Source organism: Pseudoalteromonas sp. TAB23, assembly GCF_000498075.1.
In the GTDB taxonomy this organism is placed as follows: Bacteria; Pseudomonadota; Gammaproteobacteria; order Enterobacterales; family Alteromonadaceae; genus Pseudoalteromonas; species Pseudoalteromonas arctica.
Genome location: NZ_AUTP01000265.1, coordinates 16706 through 41273 on the forward strand (window position 1 = coordinate 16706; position 24568 = coordinate 41273).

29 protein-coding genes and 1 pseudogene (1 of these 30 only partly in view) are annotated in these 24568 nt (G+C 37.1%); 5 read left to right on the forward strand and 25 right to left on the reverse strand.

Annotated features, from left to right (window positions below; genetic code table 11):
• The 17 genes from L654_RS0115815 to dapA all read right to left on the reverse strand — a co-directional run.
• On the reverse strand, window positions 1-848 hold the 5' portion of the coding sequence (locus L654_RS0115815) for a beta-ketoacyl-ACP synthase (RefSeq protein WP_024608410.1). It extends 328 nt beyond the left edge of the window; the window shows 848 of its 1176 coding nt (coding positions 1-848); its start codon is at window positions 846-848; its stop codon lies off the left edge, out of view.
• Entirely contained in the window at window positions 845-1405 is a 561-nt protein-coding gene (locus L654_RS0115820; RefSeq protein WP_024608411.1) for a DUF3261 domain-containing protein, read from the reverse strand. Before L654_RS0115820 ends, L654_RS0115815 begins: the two co-directional genes overlap by 4 nt.
• Window positions 1393-2631 carry an NAD(P)/FAD-dependent oxidoreductase gene (locus L654_RS0115825; protein ID WP_024608412.1) on the reverse strand — a complete coding sequence of 413 codons (1239 nt, stop codon included), beginning with the start codon at window positions 2629-2631 and terminating at the stop codon, window positions 1393-1395. Before L654_RS0115825 ends, L654_RS0115820 begins: the two co-directional genes overlap by 13 nt.
• 1 nt (window position 2632) lies before the next feature.
• On the reverse strand, window positions 2633-4873 hold the full coding sequence (locus tag L654_RS0115830) for a transporter (RefSeq protein WP_024608413.1): 2241 nt from the start codon (window positions 4871-4873) through the stop codon (window positions 2633-2635).
• Window positions 4874-4919: 46 nt separating this feature from the next.
• Window positions 4920-5429, reverse strand: coding sequence for an outer membrane lipoprotein carrier protein LolA (locus L654_RS0115835; RefSeq protein ID WP_024608414.1), 510 nt, complete (start codon window positions 5427-5429; stop codon window positions 4920-4922).
• 23 nt (window positions 5430-5452) lie between these two features.
• On the reverse strand, window positions 5453-5881 hold the full coding sequence (locus tag L654_RS0115840) for an acyl-CoA thioesterase (protein ID WP_007580812.1): 429 nt from the start codon (window positions 5879-5881) through the stop codon (window positions 5453-5455).
• Window positions 5874-7418 carry an aromatic amino acid ammonia-lyase gene (locus L654_RS0115845; RefSeq protein ID WP_024608415.1) on the reverse strand — a complete coding sequence of 515 codons (1545 nt, stop codon included), beginning with the start codon at window positions 7416-7418 and terminating at the stop codon, window positions 5874-5876. The genes L654_RS0115840 and L654_RS0115845 overlap by 8 nt, the downstream gene beginning before the upstream one ends.
• The gene (locus tag L654_RS0115850) at window positions 7411-8379 is read right to left on the reverse strand and encodes an acyltransferase (protein ID WP_024608416.1); all 969 of its coding nucleotides are present in this window, start codon (window positions 8377-8379) and stop codon (window positions 7411-7413) included. The genes L654_RS0115845 and L654_RS0115850 overlap by 8 nt, the downstream gene beginning before the upstream one ends.
• Entirely contained in the window at window positions 8369-9118 is a 750-nt protein-coding gene (locus L654_RS0115855; RefSeq protein ID WP_024608417.1) for a glycosyltransferase family 2 protein, read from the reverse strand. Before L654_RS0115855 ends, L654_RS0115850 begins: the two co-directional genes overlap by 11 nt.
• Entirely contained in the window at window positions 9111-9476 is a 366-nt protein-coding gene (locus tag L654_RS0115860; protein ID WP_024606158.1) for a thioester dehydrase, read from the reverse strand. The genes L654_RS0115855 and L654_RS0115860 overlap by 8 nt, the downstream gene beginning before the upstream one ends.
• The gene (locus tag L654_RS0115865) at window positions 9460-10824 is read right to left on the reverse strand and encodes an AMP-binding protein (RefSeq protein ID WP_024608418.1); all 1365 of its coding nucleotides are present in this window, start codon (window positions 10822-10824) and stop codon (window positions 9460-9462) included. The genes L654_RS0115860 and L654_RS0115865 overlap by 17 nt, the downstream gene beginning before the upstream one ends.
• Window positions 10817-11383 carry a hypothetical protein gene (locus tag L654_RS0115870; protein WP_002958647.1) on the reverse strand — a complete coding sequence of 189 codons (567 nt, stop codon included), beginning with the start codon at window positions 11381-11383 and terminating at the stop codon, window positions 10817-10819. Before L654_RS0115870 ends, L654_RS0115865 begins: the two co-directional genes overlap by 8 nt.
• Before the next feature lie 4 nt (window positions 11384-11387).
• Window positions 11388-11633, reverse strand: coding sequence for an acyl carrier protein (locus L654_RS0115875; RefSeq protein ID WP_002958648.1), 246 nt, complete (start codon window positions 11631-11633; stop codon window positions 11388-11390).
• A gap of 21 nt (window positions 11634-11654) precedes the next feature.
• Window positions 11655-11912 (reverse strand): phosphopantetheine-binding protein, encoded by a 258-nt coding sequence (locus L654_RS0115880; RefSeq protein WP_007580830.1) that lies wholly within the window; start codon window positions 11910-11912, stop codon window positions 11655-11657.
• Window positions 11909-12691 (reverse strand): lysophospholipid acyltransferase family protein, encoded by a 783-nt coding sequence (locus L654_RS0115885; protein ID WP_024591741.1) that lies wholly within the window; start codon window positions 12689-12691, stop codon window positions 11909-11911. Before L654_RS0115885 ends, L654_RS0115880 begins: the two co-directional genes overlap by 4 nt.
• Complete coding sequence (locus tag L654_RS0115890; protein WP_173585785.1) at window positions 12684-13397, reverse strand: beta-ketoacyl synthase chain length factor; 714 nt, start codon at window positions 13395-13397, stop codon at window positions 12684-12686. The genes L654_RS0115885 and L654_RS0115890 overlap by 8 nt, the downstream gene beginning before the upstream one ends.
• 118 nt (window positions 13398-13515) lie before the next feature.
• Window positions 13516-14433 carry a 4-hydroxy-tetrahydrodipicolinate synthase gene (gene dapA, locus L654_RS0115895; RefSeq protein ID WP_024608419.1) on the reverse strand — a complete coding sequence of 306 codons (918 nt, stop codon included), beginning with the start codon at window positions 14431-14433 and terminating at the stop codon, window positions 13516-13518.
• Between the two features lie 171 nt (window positions 14434-14604).
• Here dapA and L654_RS0115900 point away from each other — a divergent pair, with 171 nt between their 5' ends.
• Entirely contained in the window at window positions 14605-15258 is a 654-nt protein-coding gene (locus L654_RS0115900; protein WP_024591738.1) for a DUF6058 family natural product biosynthesis protein, read from the forward strand.
• Between the two features lie 103 nt (window positions 15259-15361).
• Window positions 15362-16222: a delta-class carbonic anhydrase gene (locus L654_RS0115905; protein ID WP_033027889.1), complete on the forward strand. Its 861-nt coding sequence runs from the start codon at window positions 15362-15364 to the stop codon at window positions 16220-16222.
• 75 nt (window positions 16223-16297) lie between these two features.
• Here the strand turns inward: L654_RS0115905 and L654_RS0115910 are convergent, their stop codons facing one another.
• The 6 genes from L654_RS0115910 to dkgB form a co-directional block, all read right to left on the reverse strand.
• Window positions 16298-17062: a 2-keto-4-pentenoate hydratase gene (locus L654_RS0115910; protein ID WP_024608421.1), complete on the reverse strand. Its 765-nt coding sequence runs from the start codon at window positions 17060-17062 to the stop codon at window positions 16298-16300.
• A gap of 138 nt (window positions 17063-17200) precedes the next feature.
• Window positions 17201-17605 carry a hypothetical protein gene (locus L654_RS0115915; RefSeq protein WP_024591735.1) on the reverse strand — a complete coding sequence of 135 codons (405 nt, stop codon included), beginning with the start codon at window positions 17603-17605 and terminating at the stop codon, window positions 17201-17203.
• Window positions 17606-17899: 294 nt separating this feature from the next.
• Entirely contained in the window at window positions 17900-18244 is a 345-nt protein-coding gene (locus tag L654_RS0115920) for a hypothetical protein (RefSeq protein WP_024591734.1), read from the reverse strand.
• Between the two features lie 96 nt (window positions 18245-18340).
• Window positions 18341-18562, reverse strand: coding sequence for a hypothetical protein (locus L654_RS0115925; protein ID WP_007580848.1), 222 nt, complete (start codon window positions 18560-18562; stop codon window positions 18341-18343).
• Between the two features lie 452 nt (window positions 18563-19014).
• Entirely contained in the window at window positions 19015-19302 is a 288-nt protein-coding gene (locus L654_RS0115930; RefSeq protein ID WP_002958660.1) for a putative quinol monooxygenase, read from the reverse strand.
• A 78-nt stretch (window positions 19303-19380) separates the two neighbouring features.
• The gene (gene dkgB, locus L654_RS0115935; protein WP_024591732.1) at window positions 19381-20196 is read right to left on the reverse strand and encodes a 2,5-didehydrogluconate reductase DkgB; all 816 of its coding nucleotides are present in this window, start codon (window positions 20194-20196) and stop codon (window positions 19381-19383) included.
• A gap of 1019 nt (window positions 20197-21215) precedes the next feature.
• Between dkgB and L654_RS0115945 the strand changes: the two genes are divergently transcribed.
• Window positions 21216-22256, forward strand: coding sequence for a metal-dependent hydrolase (locus L654_RS0115945; RefSeq protein WP_024608422.1), 1041 nt, complete (start codon window positions 21216-21218; stop codon window positions 22254-22256).
• Between the two features lie 74 nt (window positions 22257-22330).
• Here the strand turns inward: L654_RS0115945 and L654_RS01000000126220 are convergent.
• Both L654_RS01000000126220 and L654_RS0115955 read right to left on the reverse strand, forming a co-directional pair.
• Window positions 22331-23291: pseudogene (locus L654_RS01000000126220) on the reverse strand (sensor domain-containing diguanylate cyclase).
• Window positions 23292-23619: 328 nt separating this feature from the next.
• The gene (locus L654_RS0115955; RefSeq protein ID WP_007580861.1) at window positions 23620-23889 is read right to left on the reverse strand and encodes a hypothetical protein; all 270 of its coding nucleotides are present in this window, start codon (window positions 23887-23889) and stop codon (window positions 23620-23622) included.
• A 241-nt stretch (window positions 23890-24130) separates the two neighbouring features.
• Between L654_RS0115955 and L654_RS0115960 the strand changes: the two genes are divergently transcribed.
• Together L654_RS0115960 and ykgO are read left to right on the forward strand one after the other, a co-directional pair.
• The gene (locus L654_RS0115960) at window positions 24131-24397 is read left to right on the forward strand and encodes a type B 50S ribosomal protein L31 (RefSeq protein WP_007580864.1); all 267 of its coding nucleotides are present in this window, start codon (window positions 24131-24133) and stop codon (window positions 24395-24397) included.
• Window positions 24394-24528, forward strand: a complete 135-nt coding sequence (gene ykgO / locus L654_RS0115965) for a type B 50S ribosomal protein L36 (protein ID WP_002958669.1) — start codon at window positions 24394-24396, stop codon at window positions 24526-24528. The genes L654_RS0115960 and ykgO overlap by 4 nt, the downstream gene beginning before the upstream one ends.
• The last annotated feature ends 40 nt before the right edge of the window (window positions 24529-24568 follow it).

The window sequence follows — 24568 nt, forward strand, 5'->3', positions numbered from 1 at the left end:
GTACCGTGAGCGTTAATATAATCAATATCACCACAGGATAACTTTGCGCTTTTTAGTGCTTTTTCCATTGAGGCTTGGGCGCCCATCCCATTAGGATCGGGGGCTGACATATGATGCGCATCTGAGCTTTCGCCACTGCCTAGTAACATAACGCCGTTATTTGTTATTGGCGTATTTTTAGTCATTACAAATAAAGCGGCCCCTTCACCAATATTAATGCCGTCTCTGGTGCTAGAAAAAGGCTGGCATAAACCCGAGCTTAAAGAAGCGAGCGAGTCAAAGCCATTAATTGTTAATTGGCACAAACTATCCGCACCACCACAAATTACCACATCGGCTAAATCAGCATTTAGCAAAGCTCGGGCGCTAATTAACGCTTTGCTACTCGACGTGCATGCAGTAGAAATACTGTAACAAGGCCCTAGAGCCCCTATTTTATGTGCAATGTAATGAGCGGGTGTTGCTAACTCTTGATCACTGTAACTAAAGTCATCAGGCCAGAGTTTTGTACTTTCATAGCTTTTACGCGCTCTTTCGCCATCATGAATACCTGATGTACTAGTACCCATTACAATTGCGATACGCGACTTATCAATATGCGAAATTTTATCTAAGGTTGGCTTAATCTGCTCTAAAGCTAGATCAATAAATGTATTGATACGTTTATTATTTGATAAAGCAATAGACTGAACTTGCCCGACATACAGCGGGGTTTGCTCAGCACTTAAACTTTTATTTAAAGTTAATAAAGGAGTTGCAGGGTTATATTTATTTAAGCTTGTTGTGGTTGCATCTTGGCCTATGCCCATCGCACTCACAATGCCTAAATCATTCAGCCAATATGTCACTGTTCTACCTTTTTAAATGTTATTTGATACTGATGTAAAATATTGTTCAACGTTGTCGACTCATCACTATAGTCAATGGTGATAAATGTACCCTCATCGTTAAATACTTCCCGATTAGAGCCAACCTGCTCTATTAAAGCACCCTCTAACTGCTTTTGTAAAAATGCTACTGGCCAATGTACTAATGCAATATCCGCTAAAATATAATGAGGGTCTATCCCTTCTACCGCCAGCATATTTCGTGTTTTTACTGGGCCATTTAAAGGTTTTTCAAGCTCCATAATCGGAAAGCCTTGCACTGTCATTAACAATAACTTAATTGCACCTTTGTCATTTATAGCTAATTGGGCAAATACAGTGTGTGTGTTTTGCTGATTCGTAATATACAAAACATGCTGCCAAGACTTATCAAACATTTGTGCTGGCACGCTATTAATATTTAATTGAATATTAGGTGATAGATACACTCTATTTTTAGATGCTGTAAAGCTCGTACATGCGCTCAATACAACAAATATAAATGCACTACACACCGCATACTTAATTAATTTTGACATAACTGAGCCAACACATTTAAACGGCGTTCACTTTGTGCAACAAATGGGTTAGTTGTATCCCATGCGTAACCCGCTAAAATAGCACTAATCATTTCTCGCACCTGAGTATTTTGTTCAGAGTAAAATATCACATCCTGAAAGCGCGTATCGTACCACCCTGTTACAAATGTTCTAAAACAATCGACTCCAGCTTGTAATGGCTGTGCGTAGTGAGCGTCAAAATCGACGACTTCGTTTTTTAAATAGCGATCAACAAGTGGGGCAATTAAATTTGCAGATTTGAGTGCAATTGTTACACCTGATGAAAATACCGGGTCTAAAAATTCCCCCGCATTACCCAATAAAGCAAAGTGCTTACCATATAACTTACTCACATTTGCCGAGTAGCCTTTTATATTTTTTGCTGGAGTTAATAACTCACGCTGTGCTAACAGTGTTTTTAAATAAGGGTCTTGCTCTATAAATTGATTTAGTAAATCGCTAGATTCATCATCATTAAAACGCTCTGACTGCGCCACAACCCCAATACTCGCAGTACCATCACTAAAGGGAATAAGCCAATACCATACGTCAGAATATTGAGGGTGTACGGTAATCAAAATTTTATTTCGATCGAAGCTTGTATCACTAATATTGTCTTTAAAGTGACTAAAATAAGCGCTTCGAACAGGAAAGTTAGAGGGAAGCTCTAAATCTAACAATTTTGGTAATACACGCCCAAAGCCACTTGCGTCCAATACAAATCGGGCATTAACGCGATAAGCTTGCTGCTGCTCATTGTGTACCACTAATGATGCACCATTTGGCTCGTCACAGTAGTCAATCACCGTGTGCTTATATCTGATTTCTACGCCTTGTCCTTGTGCTTTGTCTGCTAATAATTTGTCAAAGTCGGCTCTTTTCACTTGATACGTAGTGCCTGGGCCTTTAGTAAATTTTTCAGTGAAATTTATAGTTGTATTTTGCCCTGCCCGATGAAAAGCAGCGCCATCTTTAAACTGAAAACCTAAAGCCGCTGCATTGTTATGTAGTGTATCGATTAAGCCCGCGTCTTCTAAGTACGCCATACATTGCGGCAGTAAGCTTTCACCAATTGAAAAACGTGGAAACGCCTGCTGTTCAAGTACCAGTACCCGCCATCCCTTTTGAACTAAAAGACTACTAGCCAATGCACCAGAAGGCCCAGCGCCAATAACAACAACATCGTACTGCTCAAGGTTATTCAAATTATTGTTCCTTTTGAGGCTTTAAAACACTCAGCGGTGATAAAAAGTAAATAGCTAAAACCCCTACCATTACACTCAGCCCAAAGCTAAAAATAGCCGGTGTATCAGATGCACTCAACATGCCAAATACCCACATTGATGACGCAGCCGATAAGCTAATCGCTAACACATTTTTGGGCTCTAACTTATTTATTTGATAAAAAACGAGGTAATCAATTGCTAAGGCAATAACAAGTAACGCACCGAGCAAATTAAATAACGACAAGCTACCTTGAATCGCATTACATACCCAAAGCATGCTCAACACCACAACAGATAAAATGGTCACCTGCAGCAGCGCTATCTTAATCGTAAATCGCCAACTAAAAAGCAGCCAACTAATAAAACCCGCAAGCACTAGGCTTAACAGTAAATATTCACGGTAATCACTTAATAAAGCAGTAATTTGTTTAGGTTTATTATAAAGGTAAATTCCATTGTTTTTTTCAACCTCATTAATTAGTTGATCAGATGAAATACCCGAAATAGACACCCACGTTATCGATTGTTCTGACTCAACAACCATTTGAGAAAGCAGTAATGGTTTAAATGTACTCGTGGCGAGTGTTTCATAAGTTAATAAGGGCGCTTTTGTACTTACTAACGCTTGCCCTGTAATGCGCTCTGCAATATCCAAAGTCCCTTTGTTTTTAGCCTGTTCAAACAAGGCTTGGTTATCCCTCTGCTTTTGTAAACTAGGCAACCAATGGCTAATGCTATTATGTTTAAAATTAGGGTTTAGTTGGGTTAAGCGTTTTAAAAACTGTTCTTGTTTTTGTAATAGCGCTTCGTCGCTATCTGCAAACATAAAAACAATTTGGCTATCCCATTGCCCAAGTAATAACAAATGCTTTTTTTCATTTAGCATTAAATGTTCGGAGCTTGCATTTAATAGCTTTACATCGTCATTAAAGCTAATAGGTTTTATTAAAAATAACGCACTTATAAGGGCTAATAATGTAATGAGTATTGGCTTTTTTAAACTATTGCAGTATAAAAAAACCTTAATGAGCTTTTGACTCATCAATAAACTCGAAGGCGATAACGTGAGTGTAGATTGCCACAATGGCAAAACTAAAACTGTAAATAGCCAAGCACTCACTAAACCCGCAATAACAAACACACCAACTTGAGATAATAACGTTAGTGGTGCACCTAGTAAGCAGCAATAACCCAGCGTAGTCGTAATAAGAGAGAGTAAAAGCGCAGATTGAGTCCCTTTGCTGTAGCCTTTTTCATGCTCTTTTTTGGCTAAGTCAGTCATACCATGGAATGCATAATCAATGGCAATACCAATCAAGGTAACTGCAAAAACAAGCGTTAATAAATGAATAGTATTAAACAGCAACACCATAGCGATAGCGCCACCAATAAGTGCGCTCAGTACGTTAAAGCTTGCTAATAAAATACTGTTTAAACGCCTAAATACCCAAAATACCATAGCAATAAGGGCTAATAAGCTAATGCCACCAAACAGGCTCATCTCGTATTTAGCTTGTTTAGCATTTTCAGCCGTATGAAATAGCACACCAGAGTAAGTAATGCTTAAATCAGGGTAGGTTTTATTAAGTATATTTATCTGTTTAATTATCGCGCCAGCTAAATCAATTGATTTATTAACCCCTAAATTTTCGGGCGCTAAGTTTGCCAAAATGACACGGTATTCAACGCCTTTTAAACGTCGAGTTAAACGACCTTGTTCAAGCGTAAACAATTGGCTTTGTTTTAAGTTATCTTCTATAAATGCCGCTAAGCTCAAACTTGTATCTTTGCTTAAGGTAGCACTTACAAATGGGTTGCCTAACTGATTTAATTGCTCAAGGTAATAATGTTCAAACGTTGTTTTTTTGCTTAATGTTTGCTTGTAAGTATCACTTAATAACGCATGTTTGAAAGGTGAGAATGTTTGCGCTAAATCGTTAACGGACGGAAAGTTAAATGTGCTTTTAATTGCATTATCGTCAAGCCATTTTTGGAAATCATCAAATGCTTTATTTTTATTATTTCCTACAAACGAGAACATAATACGGTTAGCATTTTGCTGAAAAAAAACATCTTCCGCATGTGCAATTTGGGAGTGCGACTTTGGCAATAAGCTAAACATATCGGCGCTAAACGTTGGTTTAGACAGCCAAAAAGCTGCAGCAAAAAGTAAAATTAAACTGCTAAACCACCCTACAATAACGGTAATTCGTTTTGTCACTGCACTATTCCCTTAATTAACCACTGCATTATTTAAAAACATAATTTTATTTGGAATAAGTAAACTCAATTTTTGTGTTATTTCCTGAGTGCTCATTTAGTGTAATACTGCTCACTTGCTTAGCAGTTTCACATAAAATAAAATCACTAAATAATTGCTGTAGCATCGCTTCTTTTGGTGTTAACTGTGTGCAACTGTCTTGCATTTTAGCAATGTCAAAACGTGTTTCCAGCGCACTCATATTTACGCTAAGTAAGTCACTCAGTAATCCTACAAATTGCCCGCTACCGGGTTGTGGTATTAACTCACCATTGGCATTTTGTGCAAGCACTTTGCCGTTTTCTATTATGAGCATACTCTCAACAGGCATTTTCACTTGCCAAATTAGCTTTTCGTCAATTAACGAAAAAACACCCGACGAAATAAAAGGCTTAGCAAATCCATTAAATTGTTTATATTGCTTAAACTCACCTTTAATAACTGCTGCATTTACTACAGAGCAAAACAGTAAAAAGCTAATGGCTATGCTCAATGTAAAACATTTTAAAAAATTCATTTAATCGCCTATAAAATAAAAATTTAATTCAAAACCGCTTTTAACTTATTAAATAAAATAGCGGGTGATTCAAATTGCATTTCTTTGGAGCTAACCTCAACCGCAACTTGCGTGGTTGAGGCTTTAGTAAGACGCTTATTAGTTAGCGAGTCAGTGATTACGTAATCAATCCGTAGTCTATTCTCGTATTCTTTTAAATAAGCCGCTACTTTAATTTTTTGAGTAAATACTGCTGAGGCAACATACTTTATTTGCATATCAACAATTGGCCACGCGTAGCCCGATTCATGCATTTGCGGGTAATCATAATCAAATAAACGCAGTAACTCGCAGCGCGCTACTTCTAAATAACGTGGGTAATTACCATGCCATACAACATTCATTGGGTCGCAGTCATGAAATGGAATTTCAATTTCTACCACATGCGTTAATAATGCACCTTTACTATTCATACAACGCCCAACGTTTAGTTTGAATATACCCTATTGTTTGCCTTAGCACGGCTTCCATTGGTCTATCCTCAGTGAGGTTTTCAAAGTAATCAGTTATATCGGTATACATGTTTTGCATATCTTGCGTTAAAGTCGAAAACTCAAGATCGCCTTGTTTTATACGCAATCTAACACCTTGAATACTTGCTAATAACGTACTTGCTAACACTTGTTCTGTTAGCTGTAAAATACGTAAACAATCGCGAGACGCAATAGTTCCCATACTCACTTTATCTTGATTATGACACTCCGTAGAGCGAGAAAAAACGCTGGCCGGCATGGTTAGTTTTAATGCCTCTGCAGTGTAAGCACTACAGCCAATTTGAACCGCTTTAAAACCATGATTAATATAACGGCGCTCTGGTGCACTATCAGACAAGTTTGAAGGTAGCCCATTGTTGTACTTAGTATCAACCAAAGAAGCGATTTGTCTGTCTGCTAAATCAGCAAGGTTTGCAACGGCTGTTTTCATGCTATCCATTGCCATTGCAATGTGACCTCCGTAAAAATGCCCGCCGTGTAATACATGCTCACCTTGGCCGTCAATTATTGGGTTATCGTTTGCTGAGTTAAGCTCGTTTTCTATCATGTGCCTAAAAAACGGAAGACTGTCTTGCAGCACACCAATAACATGGGGTGCACAACGGATTGAATACCTATCTTGAAGTCTGTCTGCATTACGAGGGTGATCGTGATGGTTTAAATCTTCTCTTATCCAACGTGCAATTTGTTGCTGCCCAGGATGTGGCTTAACTGAAAATAATATCTCATCAAAATGATGGCTATTTCCTTTAAGCGCTAAACTTGATAATGCAGTAATACGGCTCGCCAGTTTAGCTAAGTAATTAGCCCTATCAAACGCTAAACACGCTAATGCAGTCATTACCGCGGTGCCATTCATAACGGCAAGACCTTCTTTTGGCCTTAGTGTTAGTGGTTCTAAGCCAACTTCTTTCATAACTTCTGCACTGTTACGTACTTGGTCTTTGTAAAACACATCACGCTCGCCTACCATCGCACCTGCAACGTAAGATAACGGTGTTAAATCGCCACTGGCACCTACTGACCCTTCTTGCGGGATCACAGGCACTATATCGTTATTTAAGTAATCTTTAAGTAGGTGCAGCATTTCCCAGCTAATACCAGAGTAGCCCTGTGAAAGTGATGTTAAGCGGGTAGCTAAAATTGCACGCCCTTGAACTTTATTAAATACATCCCCGAGTCCACAGCCGTGAAAGCGAGTTAAATGCAGAGGTAATTCATCAACTAAATCAAGGGGTACAGCCACCGTTACAGAATCACCGTAACCAGTAGTAACGCCGTAAATCACGCCATCTTCTTTTAAAAGTGTGTCTAAAAAACGCAAAGCGCTATTAATTTTAACGCTAAAATTTTCACAGCTATTTAATTGCACTTGTGTTTCATTAAAGGCAACTCGAACAATACCTTCAATTGATAATCGCTGATTGCCAAAAAGCTGTATATTTTGTTCAGTCACACTTGTTCTCCATTGATTGATCGCGCACTACCTGCTGATCACTTTTCCAAAAATCGTAAAAATTAAACCACTGATAAGGATATAAAGCTGCGTAATAACTCAAACGCTGTGCATAGTCAGTAATAATAAGTGTTAGCGCCTGCTGTCGCTCTCGTCGAGGCATTTTTAATGATTGGCTGTAATGTTCAAATATCACTTGATACTTTTTGCTTTTTTTATCTTTTAAACAAAACAAAAAGTAAACAGGGCAATCAAGCAGCGCGGCTAATATAAAAGGCCCCTGTGAAAATGGGGCATTTTTGCCTAAAAATGGTACCTGTACCGACCGAGAAGCCGTTGTTGTGCTTGTTCTGTCGCCAACAATAACGATTATTTCTCCCTGCTCTACTTTTTCTTTTAGTAAAATAGCTAAGTCAGGCCCCATATCAGTCACTTGTATTAAATTAACCGACACATCTGGGTTAATCTTTTTAAGCATTTTATTAAATTCAACAGCGTGATGGGTAAACACCAGTACATTTATTTTTTTACTGCTGCGGTGCTGGCTAAGTGCCCTGCACACCTCTAAATTACCCAAGTGGGAACCTATAAAAATAGCCCCTTGATTTTGCTCATCTAGCTCAGCAAATAAATGCTCATTAGTGTATTTAATATCACGTTGGGTTATTCGCCCAAGCCAAGCATCAATTTTATCTAATGCGCTATCTGCAAAACTGCAAAAGTGCGTTAATTGCATTTTAAACGTAACAGGTTGTTTGCAGCCTTGGTAAACATTAACCTGCGCTAAAAACGTTTTAGATGCTACACGCGCTACTTTTCCTGTTAAAAAAAGATAAAAAACCACAGGAAACAAAACAATCCACAGCCCTTTTCTACCCAGTAATTTATGAGCAAACAACAGTATTTGAATACCTAAGAAATTACCGCGCTCTTGCATTTTAGACCAGTGTTTAGCGGCCATAACGCCTCTTTAATTTATGCCAAATTAACACAGGAGAGCGAATCAACATTCCAAAAAACAAGCGGGTGTGTAACCACGAAATACGCACGTTATCGTGTAATGGCTGAAAATGAGAAAGCCCATTTTCAGGGTAAATTACTTGGCTAGGTAAAAATACAAAAGGCACATTGCGCCAATATAAACGCACTAAAATTTCGGGGTCAAAATCCATGCGTTTTCCAAGCGATACCTCATCAATTAGCTTTGTACTTTGCTCAAGCGGATACACTCTAAAGCCACACATCGAATCTACAATTGTAAAACTTAACGTTTCAATCCATACCCAAACATGCGTTAAATAACGTGCTAAATAACGGTGTTTAGGCACTGAATGGTCATATATTGGGCAACAGCTTATAAGCGCTTTAGGCTGAGCGTTTGAAAGCGCTATTAGTTTTTTAATGTCAGATAAGTCATGCTGCCCATCAGCATCAACCTGTATCGCATGCGAAAATCCTAGCTTATATGCTTGCTTTAAGCCTGTTTGTACCGCGCCGCCTTTGCCTTGATTATCGTCGTGGGTAACTACACTCAACTGCGCGTGTTTTGCATCAAGCTTACTGAACACATTTTTAGCTTCGACGTTGCTTGCGTCATCAACCATAATAATAGGAAGATTAAATGACGATAATTGGCTCAGTACATCATCAATAACCGTGACGTGATTATAATTTGGGATAACAATACAAAAGTTATTCATTTATCAGGCTATCAAAAACAACACGGCCAGATGCATGCTGTCCTTTATTTGAATTATACGAAAAGGTATATTTATTCTCTGCTTTTTGCTCAAGCAATAATTCGATTGTTATACCTGGGGTAATCACTACCTGAAATTTTAATACTTCAACATTTTTAACAGGTTGCTGAACATTATAATATTTACAAATTGCAGCCACAGCCCAGTCTAATTGCACAACACCTGCGAGTATTGGGCCATCCGTAAAATGTCCTTTGAAATAATCTAAATCATGAGGGACTAGTAAGCTTAATTTATACTTTTGCTCTGCTTTTTCACAAGACAGTAAATCAGGCTGTGTTTTAGTCAACTTTTGCAAAAAGACTCTCCAATGCTTTTAAATTTAACTTTGCCTGTGAGTTGTATGGTAATTGCTCTACAAAACGCCACTTTTTAGGGATACAAATTCGCTCAAAGCGCGCTAATGCATGCGCTTTTAATAAATTATTTGTAGCTAACTTACCGTCACCATTAAAAAAAACCTGCCCTTTATGCGTAAGCACAACAATAGCGCCTACAATTAATCGCTCACCAGGCAAGGCGATTACTTTAGCTTCACTTACCCACTCACTAGTACACAAATGTTGTTCTAGCTCATCTAAACTTAATCGCTTTTCTTCTAATTTTATAATTCGATCGAATCGGCCTAATAATCTAAATTGACCATTTTTAAGTACTTCGCCTCTATCATCTAAAGGGTAATTTTTGTCGCGAACGAGCGGTGAGTTTAAAATTAAACGCTGATCGTCCAAAGCCCGTACTTTAATACCCGAAAATGGCTGCCAAAGGCTAACCTTTTCAAGTGAAGTAACTTGTCGATATGCAATGCCACCGGTTTCGGTACTACCAAAAACTTGTGTAACTGGTTTATTTAATTGCGTAAACAACGATACAGCATCTTCGTTTAATAGCGGTCCACCTGATGAGAAAATCCATTGTAAATGAGACTTATCATCCACTAAAACATTATCAATACATAACCGTTTTAACTGCGCTGGGCTTGAAACAAACACTACTTTTTTAAATAACTTGAGCTTTGTAGCTATATGTTCTGGGTAATGCAATAGCTCTGTATTTACAACCTTTCCTGCACGTAATGGCCACAACAATCTAAACAATAAGCCGTATATATGCTGATGCGAAACACTCGCTATAAAAATAGGATTATCAATCAGTGCGTAGCTATTAATTAATGTACTTAATTCTTTATTTATTACCTGCCACGTTTTTACAATTGGCTTTGCTTTACCCGACGAGCCCGACGTGTAAAAAACAATTGTGCCTTCTTGAGGCCATTTAATTGTTTCAATAGATACAAAGTGAGGTTGATTGACTAAGGTTCCTATATCTAAAAAATCAGCCTCTAAATCGGCTACTAATTCAGACTCACCAATAAAAAAAGGTGTTTGTTTAAGCAAGGAGTTTAACGTTGCAGGTTGCCCATTAGGCGGCAAAATCACTGTGTTTCCGTGTAGTGCCAAAGCAAATAAGTACACGGCAAATTTGTAGGTGTCTGTGGTGTATAAAACAACCGATGATTTAGCATTTAACGTTGATAGCTTTGCTAAAACTTCGTTTATATCACTAACAAACTGACGCTCCGAAATATCATTATCAGTATGATTAAAACATGTTCTTATCGCATTACTTTGAAAAGCATTAAACACCGGCGTTCCTTTTTACTTTTTGTCTGACTAGCCACTCTATCGCAAACAATGCGCCCATGCCTAAGTAAGCAATAAAACCATTATAAAAAGCCCAAGTTTCTAGGCTACTAAAAATACTGGTGTACAGGGCAATACCACCGTTTAATACAAAAAACACACACCACACTAGCGTTACTTTTTTTGTATAAATTACACCGTTTTCATCAAGTGAGGGCTCAGTAATGCGCGCAAAGGTTTCAATAATAGAAGGCCCTTTATACAAAGAATACGCAAACACAACTAACATAACTAAATTAATGATTACGGGATACAAACGCAGCCCTAAGTCGCTATCCATTACCTTGGAAATCAAAATAGTAATGGCTGCTAAAAATGTAGCGGGCTTTAACCACGGCATTTTATCAAACAAGGTTCTGCTTAACCAAAGTCTAAGCCCGAGTAAAAATAGCAGTAATACTGTAATAATCTGACTATTAAAACGCGTAAGGCCTACGTACACAATAATAGGGTAGCAAGCCAAGCAAATCATAATTAACGTTGTTAAAACTGCTTTTAACATAGTATTAGTTAACTAACTTTTCTATTTCGGTGACTATGTCTTGCACTGTGCGCACAAGCTTAAAGGCATCAGGCTCAATTTTTTTACCTGTGATTTCTCTTAATTTCACAACTAAGTCAACTGCATCAATACTGTCTAAATCAAGATCTTGGTACAGGTTAGCCTCTAAGCTAATATCTTCTGGGTCTATTTCAAATTCGTTTTCTAAAATGCCGTGTAATACATCATAAATTTCAGCAGCGGTTTTCATCTTTCTTCCTACTTTTATATATTAAGAACGTGCTTGTTCAATAAATTTTGCTAAAGAATTAACTGAGGCAAAGTGCGCTTTAGTTTGATCAGAGTTTGCATCTATTTTCACATCAAATTGCTTCTTTATCGCAAGACCAAGCTCTAATGCATCTATGCTGTCTAGTCCTAGGCCATCTACAAATAAAGCGTCATCATCTTGTATGTCAGCAGTGGTCATGTCTTCAAGGTCAAGGCTTGAGATAATCAGTTGTTTTATTTGTTCTTTTAATTCGCTCATATATTTTTTAGCTCTTGTGTAAAATAATGTTGTAAATCTTTAGTCAATTGGCGTGATTGCATCGCAGGCATATCGCTGTCGTACGTTGCACAATTAAACTGCTGGCTCGCAAGCCCCATTGTAAAATGCGCCTGATATGGCGCGACCTTATACCAAGGTGTGCCCTTGGTTAAAGTGTTTGGCTTCATTTTAATTAAAAAAGTAGTAATGGGCGCATGACATCTAATTGCAATATTTGCAGCGCCTCGTTTAAACTTTAATGTTTTGTGAGGCTCTGTCCGTGTCCCTTCAGGAAATACAATTAAGTTATTACCCTTTTGCAAACTGCGCTCGCACTCTCGTAATAGCTCCTGCGGATCGTCATTACTTATATAGCCGGTGCTTTTAATAACGCCGCGCATAAAAGGATTTTTAAATAAATGCGCCTTTACTACGCAATCTGCATTTTTTACTACCGAAATTAAGACAACAACATCAATTAAAGAAGGATGGTTTGCTAATATCAGTTGCCCTTTTAAGCCTTCAATTTTTGCTTTATCGTTAACATGAAATCGAATAACGCCCGTTACATGCATTAAACTAACAAACAATTTGAAGCTGTAATGTACTGTTTTTCGAGCCTTAATCTTTTGTTTAACTGAGTCACTTTGAAATAGGCGCTGAGCAGGAAAAACAATAAAGGCTAATACTAAACCACCCATTCCAAAAACTGAAAAGCAAAATGCAGTAGCAATAGTCCGCCAAATCAACCCACATAGCCTTTGTACATTTTTAAGCATGGTATGTAAGCTGCCAATCGTGCTCAAGCGTGTTATGAACAAGTAATGTATTGCTTCGCTCATACAAAGCTTTAGCGCATTGAATACTCATTGGTAAGTCGCTTTTTTCCATGCCCGTATTAAATACTTTGTTTAAACTAAAATGGGGTTCGCCTTTTTGCGGCGCTCTTATTATTAAACCAATAGAGTGTGCTATTTGCTGTTCATCGGCGTACTGAGCGTAAATATCGGGGAGAGTCTCATCGGTATGAACTATTAACATGTGTTGCTGATCGTTATCAGCAAGTCTTACAAAGCCATCTACGAGTGCATAAATAAAGCTTTCGGCTCCTGCAGCAATAGCATTTGTAGCACTTGTATTACCCTGTATTATCCCAAAAAGTCCCGATGCGGCATTATGCACACTTAACCCAAAACCAGTGGGCGACAGTGGCTGATCATTTACTACATCAATAAGTAAGTTAGACGTTTTGTGAAAATCACCGTGGCGAGAAGAAAAAACACTCGGTAAATTAACGTAGTTACCTTGAGTGCTTACTTGATGAGCACTAAAGAGTGCCATTTTAATAAAGGAAGTCATTCGGCGTCGCTGCATAGCAGGCACCCAACTAAGATTTAATACAGAGGAATCAAACCAATTACTCTCTTTTATTTGTCGCTGTTCGGGCTTTATCCATATAGCGAGTTCTTCAACAACAAATTTCACAGCTCTGCATATTTTATAAGATATAAGGGAAGGAATTTTACCGATTTTAGCAATAGAAGTAAATAATCATTAACAAAAAGCACTGAACTAACACTTTGTTCAGTGCTTGCTCATATTGCTAGGAAAGGAGGGCTATATCGTCCTGCTTTATACACTTAGCTGTGCCGCCAACAACATCGTTGTTATTTAACTCATTAATTAATACTTCGCCTTGAGCTTGCTGCTCATCACTAAGTGGTAAATACGGTAATCTAAATACAGGGTTTACTGCACCTGTCATCATCAACGCGGTATTAATAGCAATCGGGTTTGGTTCACAGAACAACCAGTTCATTAATGGTTGTAATGATGTATTTAACTCATCATTTTTAGTATCCATTAACTGACGGAATAACCCAGGTATTAAGTTAGAAGTAACCGAGATAACACCGTGCGCTTTATGTGTGTGGCGCGCATCGTGACTTTCGTCATCGTTACCCGACCAACATGCAATACCTTGTTGTTCATAATGGGCAATACGTTCATTACCGCCACACTCTTTTACACCAATAAAATATTCATGTTTAGCGAGTGGCTCAATAATATCAGGTGTTAGGTCTTGACCTGTTCGCCCTGCTACGTTGTAAATAAAGGCAGGTCCAATATCAAGTACGCGCTTAAAGTGCTCTTTAACACCCGCAATAGACGTACGTCCGTAATATGGATTAATTTGCAGTGCTGCATCCATACCGCTGGCAAAGCCATATTTAGTTGCTTTAATCGCTTCACGGGTGTTGTTACTACCGGTATTACCGACAATAACCAGTTTGTCACCATACTTGTTTGCACTGTGCGCTATAAGCATTAAATGCTCTTCCCAGTTCATTAACTGGCCTTCGCCTGTTGTGCCACCAACTACAATGCCGTCAACGCCTGCTGCAATTTGTATTTCTACGAGTTCATCGTACTTTGCTAGGTCTATTTCACCGTTTGCTAAGTATGGCGTTTTAATAGCTGTAATAAGGCTTGCTTGTTTAATTTGGTCTAGGGTGCGCATAAAAAATCATTATTTATAAAACTTGCGCTATTTGTAACATAATTGCCGGTACTTTTGGAGGTGTAAGCCTACATTTAATTATAAAATTTCTTGTGTTATTAAGTTTGGTAATACAAAATAAACGACTGTATATATGAACAGTATTTTATTTTTAACGATACCAGAGGCTTTATGCGTTTATCTGACTACTTAGCAACTCATTTTTATAACACCGATGAACTGTGCCAAGCATTAAATATAGATGCAGATACACTTTTAGCTTGGCAAGAGCGAAGTGTTTTCCCAAAACCAAGTTACTGTATTAAAAGTCAACTTAGCTGCAGCTCATATTCAGGTTTGTATGAATGCGAAGAGTATGACGACTATTACCCGCGCGGCTGTGTTAATTGGGGTCAAGGTCTTTTAAAACAAAAAATAGAATCATCAAGCCATGCTTTTAATTATTTTGCACAGCAATATACTGCAAGCCTAACTAAACTCGCTCAGCAAGGGTTTACGTTTAGCGAAGAGCTATTTGGCTGCGAAATAGACGAGCACTTGCAGCAAATTTGGCAACAGTTTTTATGCAGTAAGTACGGCGTGCTTACTCAAAATGGATTAATAGACGAAATAGTCTCGGTAGATATTGGCAGGCTATTAGTTGACGACATTACAGAACTGCGCAGTAAAGCGAGCTTAAACCAAGAAGAAAGAGCGCTACTGCACCCCGCCATGAAGCTTTTAAACAAAGCATTAGGGCATGGCGCCGATCATGAAAAACAACACACATTACGCACCCGCTATATAGATGCACTTATTTTAAAATACGATTTATCTATAAAATAGTTTTGCATTAGTTTGATTATTTATCATTTTAGGATTATTTTACGAAAAACAAGATCTGTTAACTTAATTGTTACGTAAAACATGATTTAAAGGCACTGACTCAATGACAATCAAAACAAAAATAAGTGTAATTTCTGCTGTAATCACTATCCTGTCTTTTAATACGCTAGCTAAAGTTAACAACGAAATAGCAAATGACGACATAATAAAAATGCAGCGTGCAGCACTTGCTAAAAACACTGCGAATAAAGGCTTTGGCCCACAATCTCCACGCAATATTGATAATTATAAAGGCGAAAACACCGTAGTTTTCTCTCATGCCCCAACTTCATCAAATATGAATTTATGTAATATACACTTTCATAAAAATGCTGAACATGCCGGTGGCGAGTTTAGTAAATATGCCGGAAATGGTAATGGAAAAGGCTTTAAAAGTGGCTACTTATATTCAGGCTCTTTAACTAAAAGTGAAAGTAAACCAGCAAAAATTGAAATTTGTCCGAGCGATCACGGCGCGCTTTTAGTTGGCGATACCATTGAGGTTCATAACGTTCATACGTCAGCAATTGTAAAACCAGGCCCTACCTTGGGGAGTTGTTTAAGTGATTCGATTAAAAATCCGCAACTACGTGTTGAAGCTCAAGTATATGTATTAGTAAACGATGCTAACGCACTTGATTTTGCTCAAATAAGCTCCGTGTCATCTGTTAATGGTTACTATCAAGCTATTGCTACACCTACAAATACGGGTAAATCGGTTGTTTATAGCGGTTCAACTACTGGTCCTAGTTACAACGAGACAGGCTCTCCTTTTCAAGTAACATGGTCAGTTAAACCAAAAGTAGCAAAGGTTGATATAAACAGTGTTGGCAAATGGTGTGAAAGTAACACCTTTAACGAAGATCACGCTCACGGCGTACGAAATCTCGTAATAAATTCTGCATTACTCTCTAAAATAAAATAATTAAAATTTAGCCTAATAAAACAACCCACTAATTAGTGGGTTGTTTTATTATGACCGTTAAAATGAGTACTTCGCTTAATGGGATAAAAATGTCACATTAAATGTATTCAAATCTTCATATGTAATACATGTTTGCTCATTGGTATTAAGCTCAACAACACCACAATAAGAACCTGTTATAAACACTTGCCCTGCTTTTAAATTAATTCCCTTTGCTGATAAGTAATTAACCGCCCAATAAAGTGGAAGCTGCGCAAGCTCTGCAGGATGCACACCCGCCAGGTTTAACTCCATCTCAGTTTGCTTAACATTAATATTTACAGTACTTGCGTTATACGCTTTAGTTTTATCTATTTGTGGGCCTAAATACACACCTTGATTAGATAAACCATCGGCCAACTTTTCAATGTGAGTGCTTGGAGTGCCCTCATCAAACCTTTTTTGGATAAGCTCAAGTGCCAAGTGGGCGCTGGCAAATGCAGTATCCACATTTTCATTTGTATAGGTATTATTACTTGGTAAATCGCTTTGCAAAATAAATGCAATTTCTGGTTCAATAAGCGCTTTATTTTTTGTTGTATACAGTGGGCAATTTTCAGCTTGTTTTATAGGTGCATGTAAAAGAGGCGCTAATATAATTGAGCCATTATCTAAAGGCAGCATACACTTCCAGCCATATACTGTTTGATCATTTAAGTAAATCATCAACTTTTGTACTTCTATTGCATCGTCAGTCGAGTCTAGTACTAACTCTTTAGGAAAGTTTGAACGTGCTGGGTTTTCATCTCTTTGTGCTAATAAGTGAGTAGCAATTAGTTTTAGCTGTATTGAGTTGTTCACATAAATCTCTTTAAAATACGTTACTGGTTAAGCAGTAAATAGGAAGGATTATATTATTAATGTATTAGCTTAGGCATTAGAACATCATGTTAAATGCCTATAATTAAAATTGTATTTAAAACAAAGCGTGGTAATTATTTAAGTATCAATAGATTTAAGCGATCGTAAAAATAGCCCTAAGCCGCCAAACGCTAAAATTATAATAACAATCAAATCAAACGACGTCATAGTTCGCATACTAAATCGCACACTCGATATAACGCCAAATATGAGTGCGGTTAACGAGCCTAGAGATAGCACCCAGCCTAAAATATTTTTAGAGTTGTAAAAAATCAGACCCACACCAAAAATAAATGGGATCATAACCATGCCGGCTGTAACGCCAAAGCCACCTAAAGCATTAACACTATAAATGCGAGAACTTAGTCCAAAATTAGAGGTCACCGAAATTGCGTTTAGCAGCATATAAAAGCCACCGCACATCATAATTAAACCAATAAAAAAATGCCCAATACCACCAGAGCTTCCACCAGCACCTTTCATTATTAATTATTCCTTTTATATTTTTGACTTATTTGTTTTAGATGGTAATTGCTCGAGTATTCACATTGACCGCAATCTACATAATCAATCAGTGCACACGCGAAAGCACTTATCGCGTGATTACATGCCAAATAACATAAAACCAAGATAAAAAACCATGCAAAATTGCCCATAACACAGACTCGTTAGCACTCCATGAAATAGCAATTGCTAGGGCCGTACCAAAAGAGACTCCATATTTTACTATCTCATTTCTTGAGTTTCTCATTAATTATATTCCTAGTTTTTAACTTATTAGCTGCTTGATTTGCTTACTAAAACTGAAAGTTCTTTACCATCAATATTAATACTTGCTTCTTTGCCTAGTTCAACAACTAAAGAGGGAGCCATATGTTTTCCACCTAGTTTTAGGTCAGTTGCTAAACTAACAGTAGAATCATCAATTGGCGTTACTGTAAGAGCAAAACTATACGAATTATCAACTGAAACTGACGCCTCTTCGTTTGAATTGACTACTAAAATAGGTGAACCAATTAAGTTTTTATTATCATAAAATTTGGCATTCACTATAAAACTATCATTAGCTTGTGCAAATGAGGCAAAGCCTAACAACGCTACTATTGCGATTAATTTTTTCATTATTATCTCCATATAAATTATACAGTTTAAAGCTGTTAAGGCTTTATTGGCTGTGATTTTTTTAGCTAGCAATTTACCAGCTAATGATTAAAAAACTTATGTTTTAGCTCTGATGAAGTAACCAACACCCAGTGAACTAATATAGAACAACACTCCAAATACACTAATATCAATGAGTAGCTTTAGAATGTCAAAAGTATCTGTAAACACAAGATACTCAAAAGCAAATAAGTGAAATATGACTTTTGATCCAAAATACGCAGTTAATAAAGGGATTACAAAAATAAGAATAGATTGATTAGATTTATTAATTTCCATATCCATGTCTCCATTATTAGTTTAATTAACTCAGCTCTAAAAATATAATACACAAAAAATATATAAATAGTTTGCTATTTTAAGCCTCATATTGAGTACCACTCGGGCTATTTACGGCTGACTAAAATGCCATATTATATTTCTATAATTTACACCAGAGAACTATAATGTAAACAACAAATTAAATAGGCTATTTATTAGAGTGGGTTGTGATATCAAAATGACTTTTAATAGTGTTATGAACCTCTTTTGATTTCGACGCACTGTGCATTAACAAAAAAGAGTCCTAATAGGTTTCATTGGTATATTGGGGAAGTAGAGTATTTAGGCAGGTTAGAGTGTAAGAATAAAAGGTGATGTAGGTTAACAGCACCTATTTGAGTATTTACTTTATGATATGTAATTTAGCTAAGTATTTTAATACGTACCATAATAGGCACTATAAAAAGAATTTAACCAATTGATTTATATACATCAATACTACTATTGGTTAAAAGCCCAGTAACTTGCGTACCAAACGCTTTAAAGTGTGGCTCGTTTTTATGCGCTTCAAAGTGCTCGTCAGACGCCCATTGTTCACTAACTACATAGTCTGTATGTTCATCATCACTTTTTACCGATAGTTCATAACGTAAGCACCCTACTTCTTGGCGCGATGACTTTTGTAAGTTTTCAAGTGCTGTAAGCATTACATCTGCATCAATATTTTTGCACGACAGTGCCGCTATAACCGTTAACATGTGTATTCCTTTTAAAAGTTAAGGTGTAGATAATCTACACCTTAAAATATTTAGTTAAACTTTGCGTTTGAGGTAAGTTTACTGATCCCACTGCGGCGCAAATTCTGGTGTTGCTTGGCGGTCGCCGCAATCAAGACCATCAATGCGGGCTATGTCTTCATCATCTAATTTAACGTGGTCGTTAAAGTTATCTTCTAAGTTTTTACGCTTAGTTGATGATGGAATTGTCGTCATACCGCTGGCGTTAACCCATGCTAAAACAACTTGTGCTGGACTTGCATCGTGCTTTTTAGCAATGTCGATAATGGTTTGATCTTTAAGTACTTTGCCTACTACAAATGGCATGTATGCTGTTACATGAATGTCGTGCTGAGCACAAAATGCGCGTAATTTAGTATTAGTTAAATATGGGTGAACCTCAACCTGATTGGTAAATATTTCACGCGAGTCAAGTGTTTGCATTGCTTCATTTAAGTTTGCAATGGTGAAGTTTGATACACCAATGTGCTTAGTTAAACCAAGTTGCTTCGCTTTTAGTAATTCAGTGAGGTATTCACTCATTGGCTCGTCGTTAGCAGGCGATGGCCAATGAATTAGTAGTAAGTCGACCGAATCAACTTGTAGCTTTTCAAGTGACTTTTTAACGCTTGGGATAAAGTCGCTTTTATTTAATTTGTTATTCCACACTTTGGTGGTTAAGAATATTTCACTGCGCGGAATATTACTATCTTTTATAGCTTGGCCTACTTGCTCTTCGTTGCCATAAATTTGTGCGGTATCAATATGGCGAAACCCAACTTCGAGCGCCATTTTTACTGAGTTATAGGCAGTGTCGCCCTCTAAGCGGAATGTTCCCATACCGAGTTCTGGCATTTCTATTACACGTTTTGTCATGGTTTATCCTTATAAAATAATCGGTTTGAAATACAAACTTCACTAGGGCGTGTTGTCCTTTGTGGATTGAAATTTGTTCAATCTAGGGGCGATTTAATCGCGGCGCGAGGTTTGTAACCTAGTGGGCTAAGTAAAAACCGAGCAACAAAGAGTTAATCGCTCCTAGAAAGAACCCAACGGGCAGTGTATGTTTGGTTTTTATGCTGCGTTATCGCCTATTTATGGGGAACAACCACACTACATAGGCTCTGCCTTGCCTAAAAACCAAACTTACTACTGCAAATTCAACAACCAAAGGTCAACACGCCCTATAGTTTACGAAATACACCTTTTACTTCTCATTATGACTGTCACTTAACAATTAATGACCTCATAACAAGTATGAGGTCATTAATTTTAGTTTCAAGGTTAACAGCTAAGACTTTATGCTTGCTGAATCTCGAATTTATCTTGTAGGTTATGGTAACGAAGGGCTAAATATTTTATACAGGAGAAGAAGCAACTAAGCTTTAAAACATGCGCCAGACGGTAAGTTACGTATAAATGCAGTAGCTCTTTTATGCAGCATCATCTTACTTTTTTAATTGGCAATTTTGCTAAGCAATACCTGCATATAACGCTTGATATAACTTCTTACTACAGCATTATTGGTTTACTTGAGCACACAACCGATTAGACAAACTCTATTAGTAATTTAAAAGATTTAAAATTGGCGTTCGTAAACTGGCTATTCACCCAAGTAGATGACTTATTAAATCACACGTAAATACGCAACTAATGATGAATCAGTGTTTTATTCTCCAAATAATCAAGAAATTATCAAAGCCATGTATTATAAAAAACAGTGCGGTATCGTCGCGAATTGTGGCTTTTTTAGATTTCATAAAGCCTAGGCTTAGTTTATAAGTTCTGTATATTAATATTGATATGCTTATTAAACGTTTTAACTGATTTTTTGACGCTTTTTAATAATCAAAAAGTATAAATAATAAAAGTATTAATTAAAGGTATTAATCAAAATGGATTCTTTAACGCAGGTAGCATTAGGCAGTGCTGTAGGTTATGCGGTATTAGGCAATAAAATAGGTCGAAAAGCCGTTTTATGGGGAGCAATTTTAGGCACGCTCCCTGATTTAGATGTATTTTTGCCATATGGCGGATCTGTAGAAGCATTTACTTATCACCGTGGCTTTAGCCATTCGTTATTAATACATTTATTAATTAGCCCGCTCATTGTATGGCTAATATTAAAAGTACACGCGGGAATGCAAATTTATAAAGTCCGCTGGTTTTGGCTAGTATTTTTAAGTTTATCTACACATGCCCTATTAGACAGCCTAACGGTATACGGTACACAACTACTCTGGCCTTTTACTGAGTACCCCTTTGCGGTTTCTAGTGTGTTTATTATTGACCCCGCTTACACGCTTCCTTTATTAATTGGCGTAATATGTACGCTAATACCCAAAATAAAAGCAGCAACGGCTTATCGTATAAATGCAGCGGCTTTAGTTTTAAGTAGTCTATATTTATTTTGCGCTTTAATTTTAAAAGTAAATATTGATGACAAAGTAAAAACAGCACTCAACAACAGGCAAATACCAGTAAATGCGTATGTTAGTACGCCTGCTCCGCTAACCACTTTGCTGTGGCGTATTGTTGTGATGTCTGAGGGACAATACTACGAAGGTTATGCATCAGTATTTGACGCACCCAGCGATGTTACATTAACGGCTTATCAAACAACGCCTTCACTGTTAAATAATATTAGCGATGAATGGGCTATAAAACGCTTGCAGTGGTTTACTAAAGGGTTTTATTCGGTGCGCCAACAGCAAAGCAATATTGTACTTTCTGATTTACGTATGGGCATGGAGTGCAACTATGTGTTTAATTTTGTAGTGGGTCAAAAAAATGATTCAGAAGTGAGTATTGGTAACTTTGAAAAAATAAGTCAAAGACCAAACTTAAACAATCTTCATAAAATATGGAACAGGATTTGGCAACCAAATGTGTCTTTAGCATCACCCGCGGCAAAAAATGACTGCAATAGCGAATAGCGGCATATTATAAGATTCATACTAGCATGAGGAAGTTAAGTGAAGTTCAAGCAGCAATTAAACTAAATAGTTCACTAAAGTGATTGCTGCTTTTTTTGCTGATACATTGCAACATCAGCATCTTGAATCATATCTTCAACTGATTTACCTGTATCGTGTTTAAAGTTTGTTACTCCTACACTGTAATCAATTTTGTATGGCTTGTTTAAGGTATTATTAGCATGCTCTATTGCATCCGCAAACCTTTGTAAAACAAACTCTGCTTTTGTCTCGTCTGAATCGCTTAACATCGCAACAAATTCATCTCCGCCAAGTCGACCTATTACTTCACAATCACGAAATGAACTAAGCATAATTTGTGCAAATTTATTTAATACAAAATCGCCTTCGTGGTGTCCATAAATATCATTAATTTGTTTAAACTTATTGAGATCAAACAATATAAACGACATTGATACTTTGTTTCGCCTACATACATTTAGCGTATGTTCGGCAAGGTTTAAAAAGCCACGTCGATTAGAGATTCTTGTTAACTCATCAATTGTGGCTAGTTGAATTGATTGAATTTCTCGCTCGACTAACGTGCCTAAATCTCTTAGTAATTGTTTTTCTTCATCATTGAGTTGTCTAGGTTTATTATCGGCAAGGCACAAAGTGCCTATAATGACTCCCTCCCTTAATTTTAAAGGAAAGCCTGCATAAAAGCGTACCTTAGGATCGCCTGTAACAAAGGGGTTATCAAAAAACCTTTCGTCTTGAGCTGTATCTGGGATTATTAATAACTCGTCTTGATTTATGGTGTGGCCACAAAATGAGGTTTCGCGAGGAAGCTCAGCCGCNAAGCCCCTGCCTTGATTTAAACCACTGGCGGTCTTCGTCAATCAAAGTAACCAATGAAATAGAAACATTAAACATACGCTTGGCAATACGAGTAACACGATCAAAGCGCTCTTCATGAGACGTATCTAGAATTTTTAATGCTCTAAGCGCGTGTAATCGCTCAGCTTCGTTATTTGGAATCTCAGGTTTAATCATTAAAGCTCTATTAATTTTAAATGTTTTATAAATTACGAAACTGGAGCGAATATTTTCTAGTATATAATCCGATAAACTTATTTAAACTATAAACAGTCTGCCTATTCAAACTAGAACATTACCTAAAAATAGCAATAAATAAATATTTATAAATATCAGTAAGTCGTGCCTAAATAAAGATAAGATTCAATCCGCAAAAAATTATGATTTAAACAGGTGGGATTAGTGGTTGATACAACATAGCTACTCTTTATTGAAAAAGTAGTAGTGGCTATTTAGTTTTATTTAAATAACCACTGGATTTGGCATACTTACAAAAATAAACACTTTAATTTTGGTGCTCATATTGTCCACGGTAAACTTCAAATACTTTTAAAACAGTATGTTGCTCTTTAGTTAGGTTATCAAACCAATCATCAAACAGCTCATCATCTTCTTGCTCGCTTAGTGCCATATACCTTGCTAGTAACTCTACAATATCATTGTGGTTGCAGGTTAAAGGATTTACTTGTTGCGCCAAGGTACTGTGGTCGCGCTCTCTTAGGGTTTCCATCACCCCTTGGTCAATTTGTTCTTGTTGTTGTGTTGCGTCACTCATACATAACCTCTGTAATAACTTTATAACCGTATTTGTTAACGTTTTAACTCTTAAATATAGTTATAACAGCCTAAACGCCAATAGCCAGCATTTTTGATTCAAGTGCTTATTTTTTGATTTGTTTGCGCAAATAGCCAGCAATTACGGCCTTTTTGAGGAACATTTAAATAATTTGCAATGGGGGAATAAATACGTTAAATTAAAATGATATACTATCACATATCATTTATTGAGGCGTATTATGAAACCAAATATTCATCCTGATTACCACGTAGTTGCTTTTCACGATACAGCTGCCGATTCTTACTTTATTATTGGCTCAACCATAAAAACGAGCCGCACAGTAGAAATAGACGGTAATACATATCCATACGTACCTATTGATGTATCAAGTGACTCGCACCCATTTTATACAGGCAAGCAAAAAACAACCGCTACAGATGGCCGCGTTGCGCAGTTTAATCGTCGTTTTAAAAGTTTATCGACTGTTAAAAAGGAAAAGGTATGAAAGTATTAAGCTCTCTTAAAAGTGCTAAGCAACGTCCGGGGTGTCAAATTGTAAAACGCAAAGGCCGCGTATTTGTAATTTGTAAAAACAACCCACGCTTTAAAGCAGTACAAGGAATGAAAAAGAAATAAGTTAAACGGGGATGCTCAACATATAATTAGGTAGCTTGCT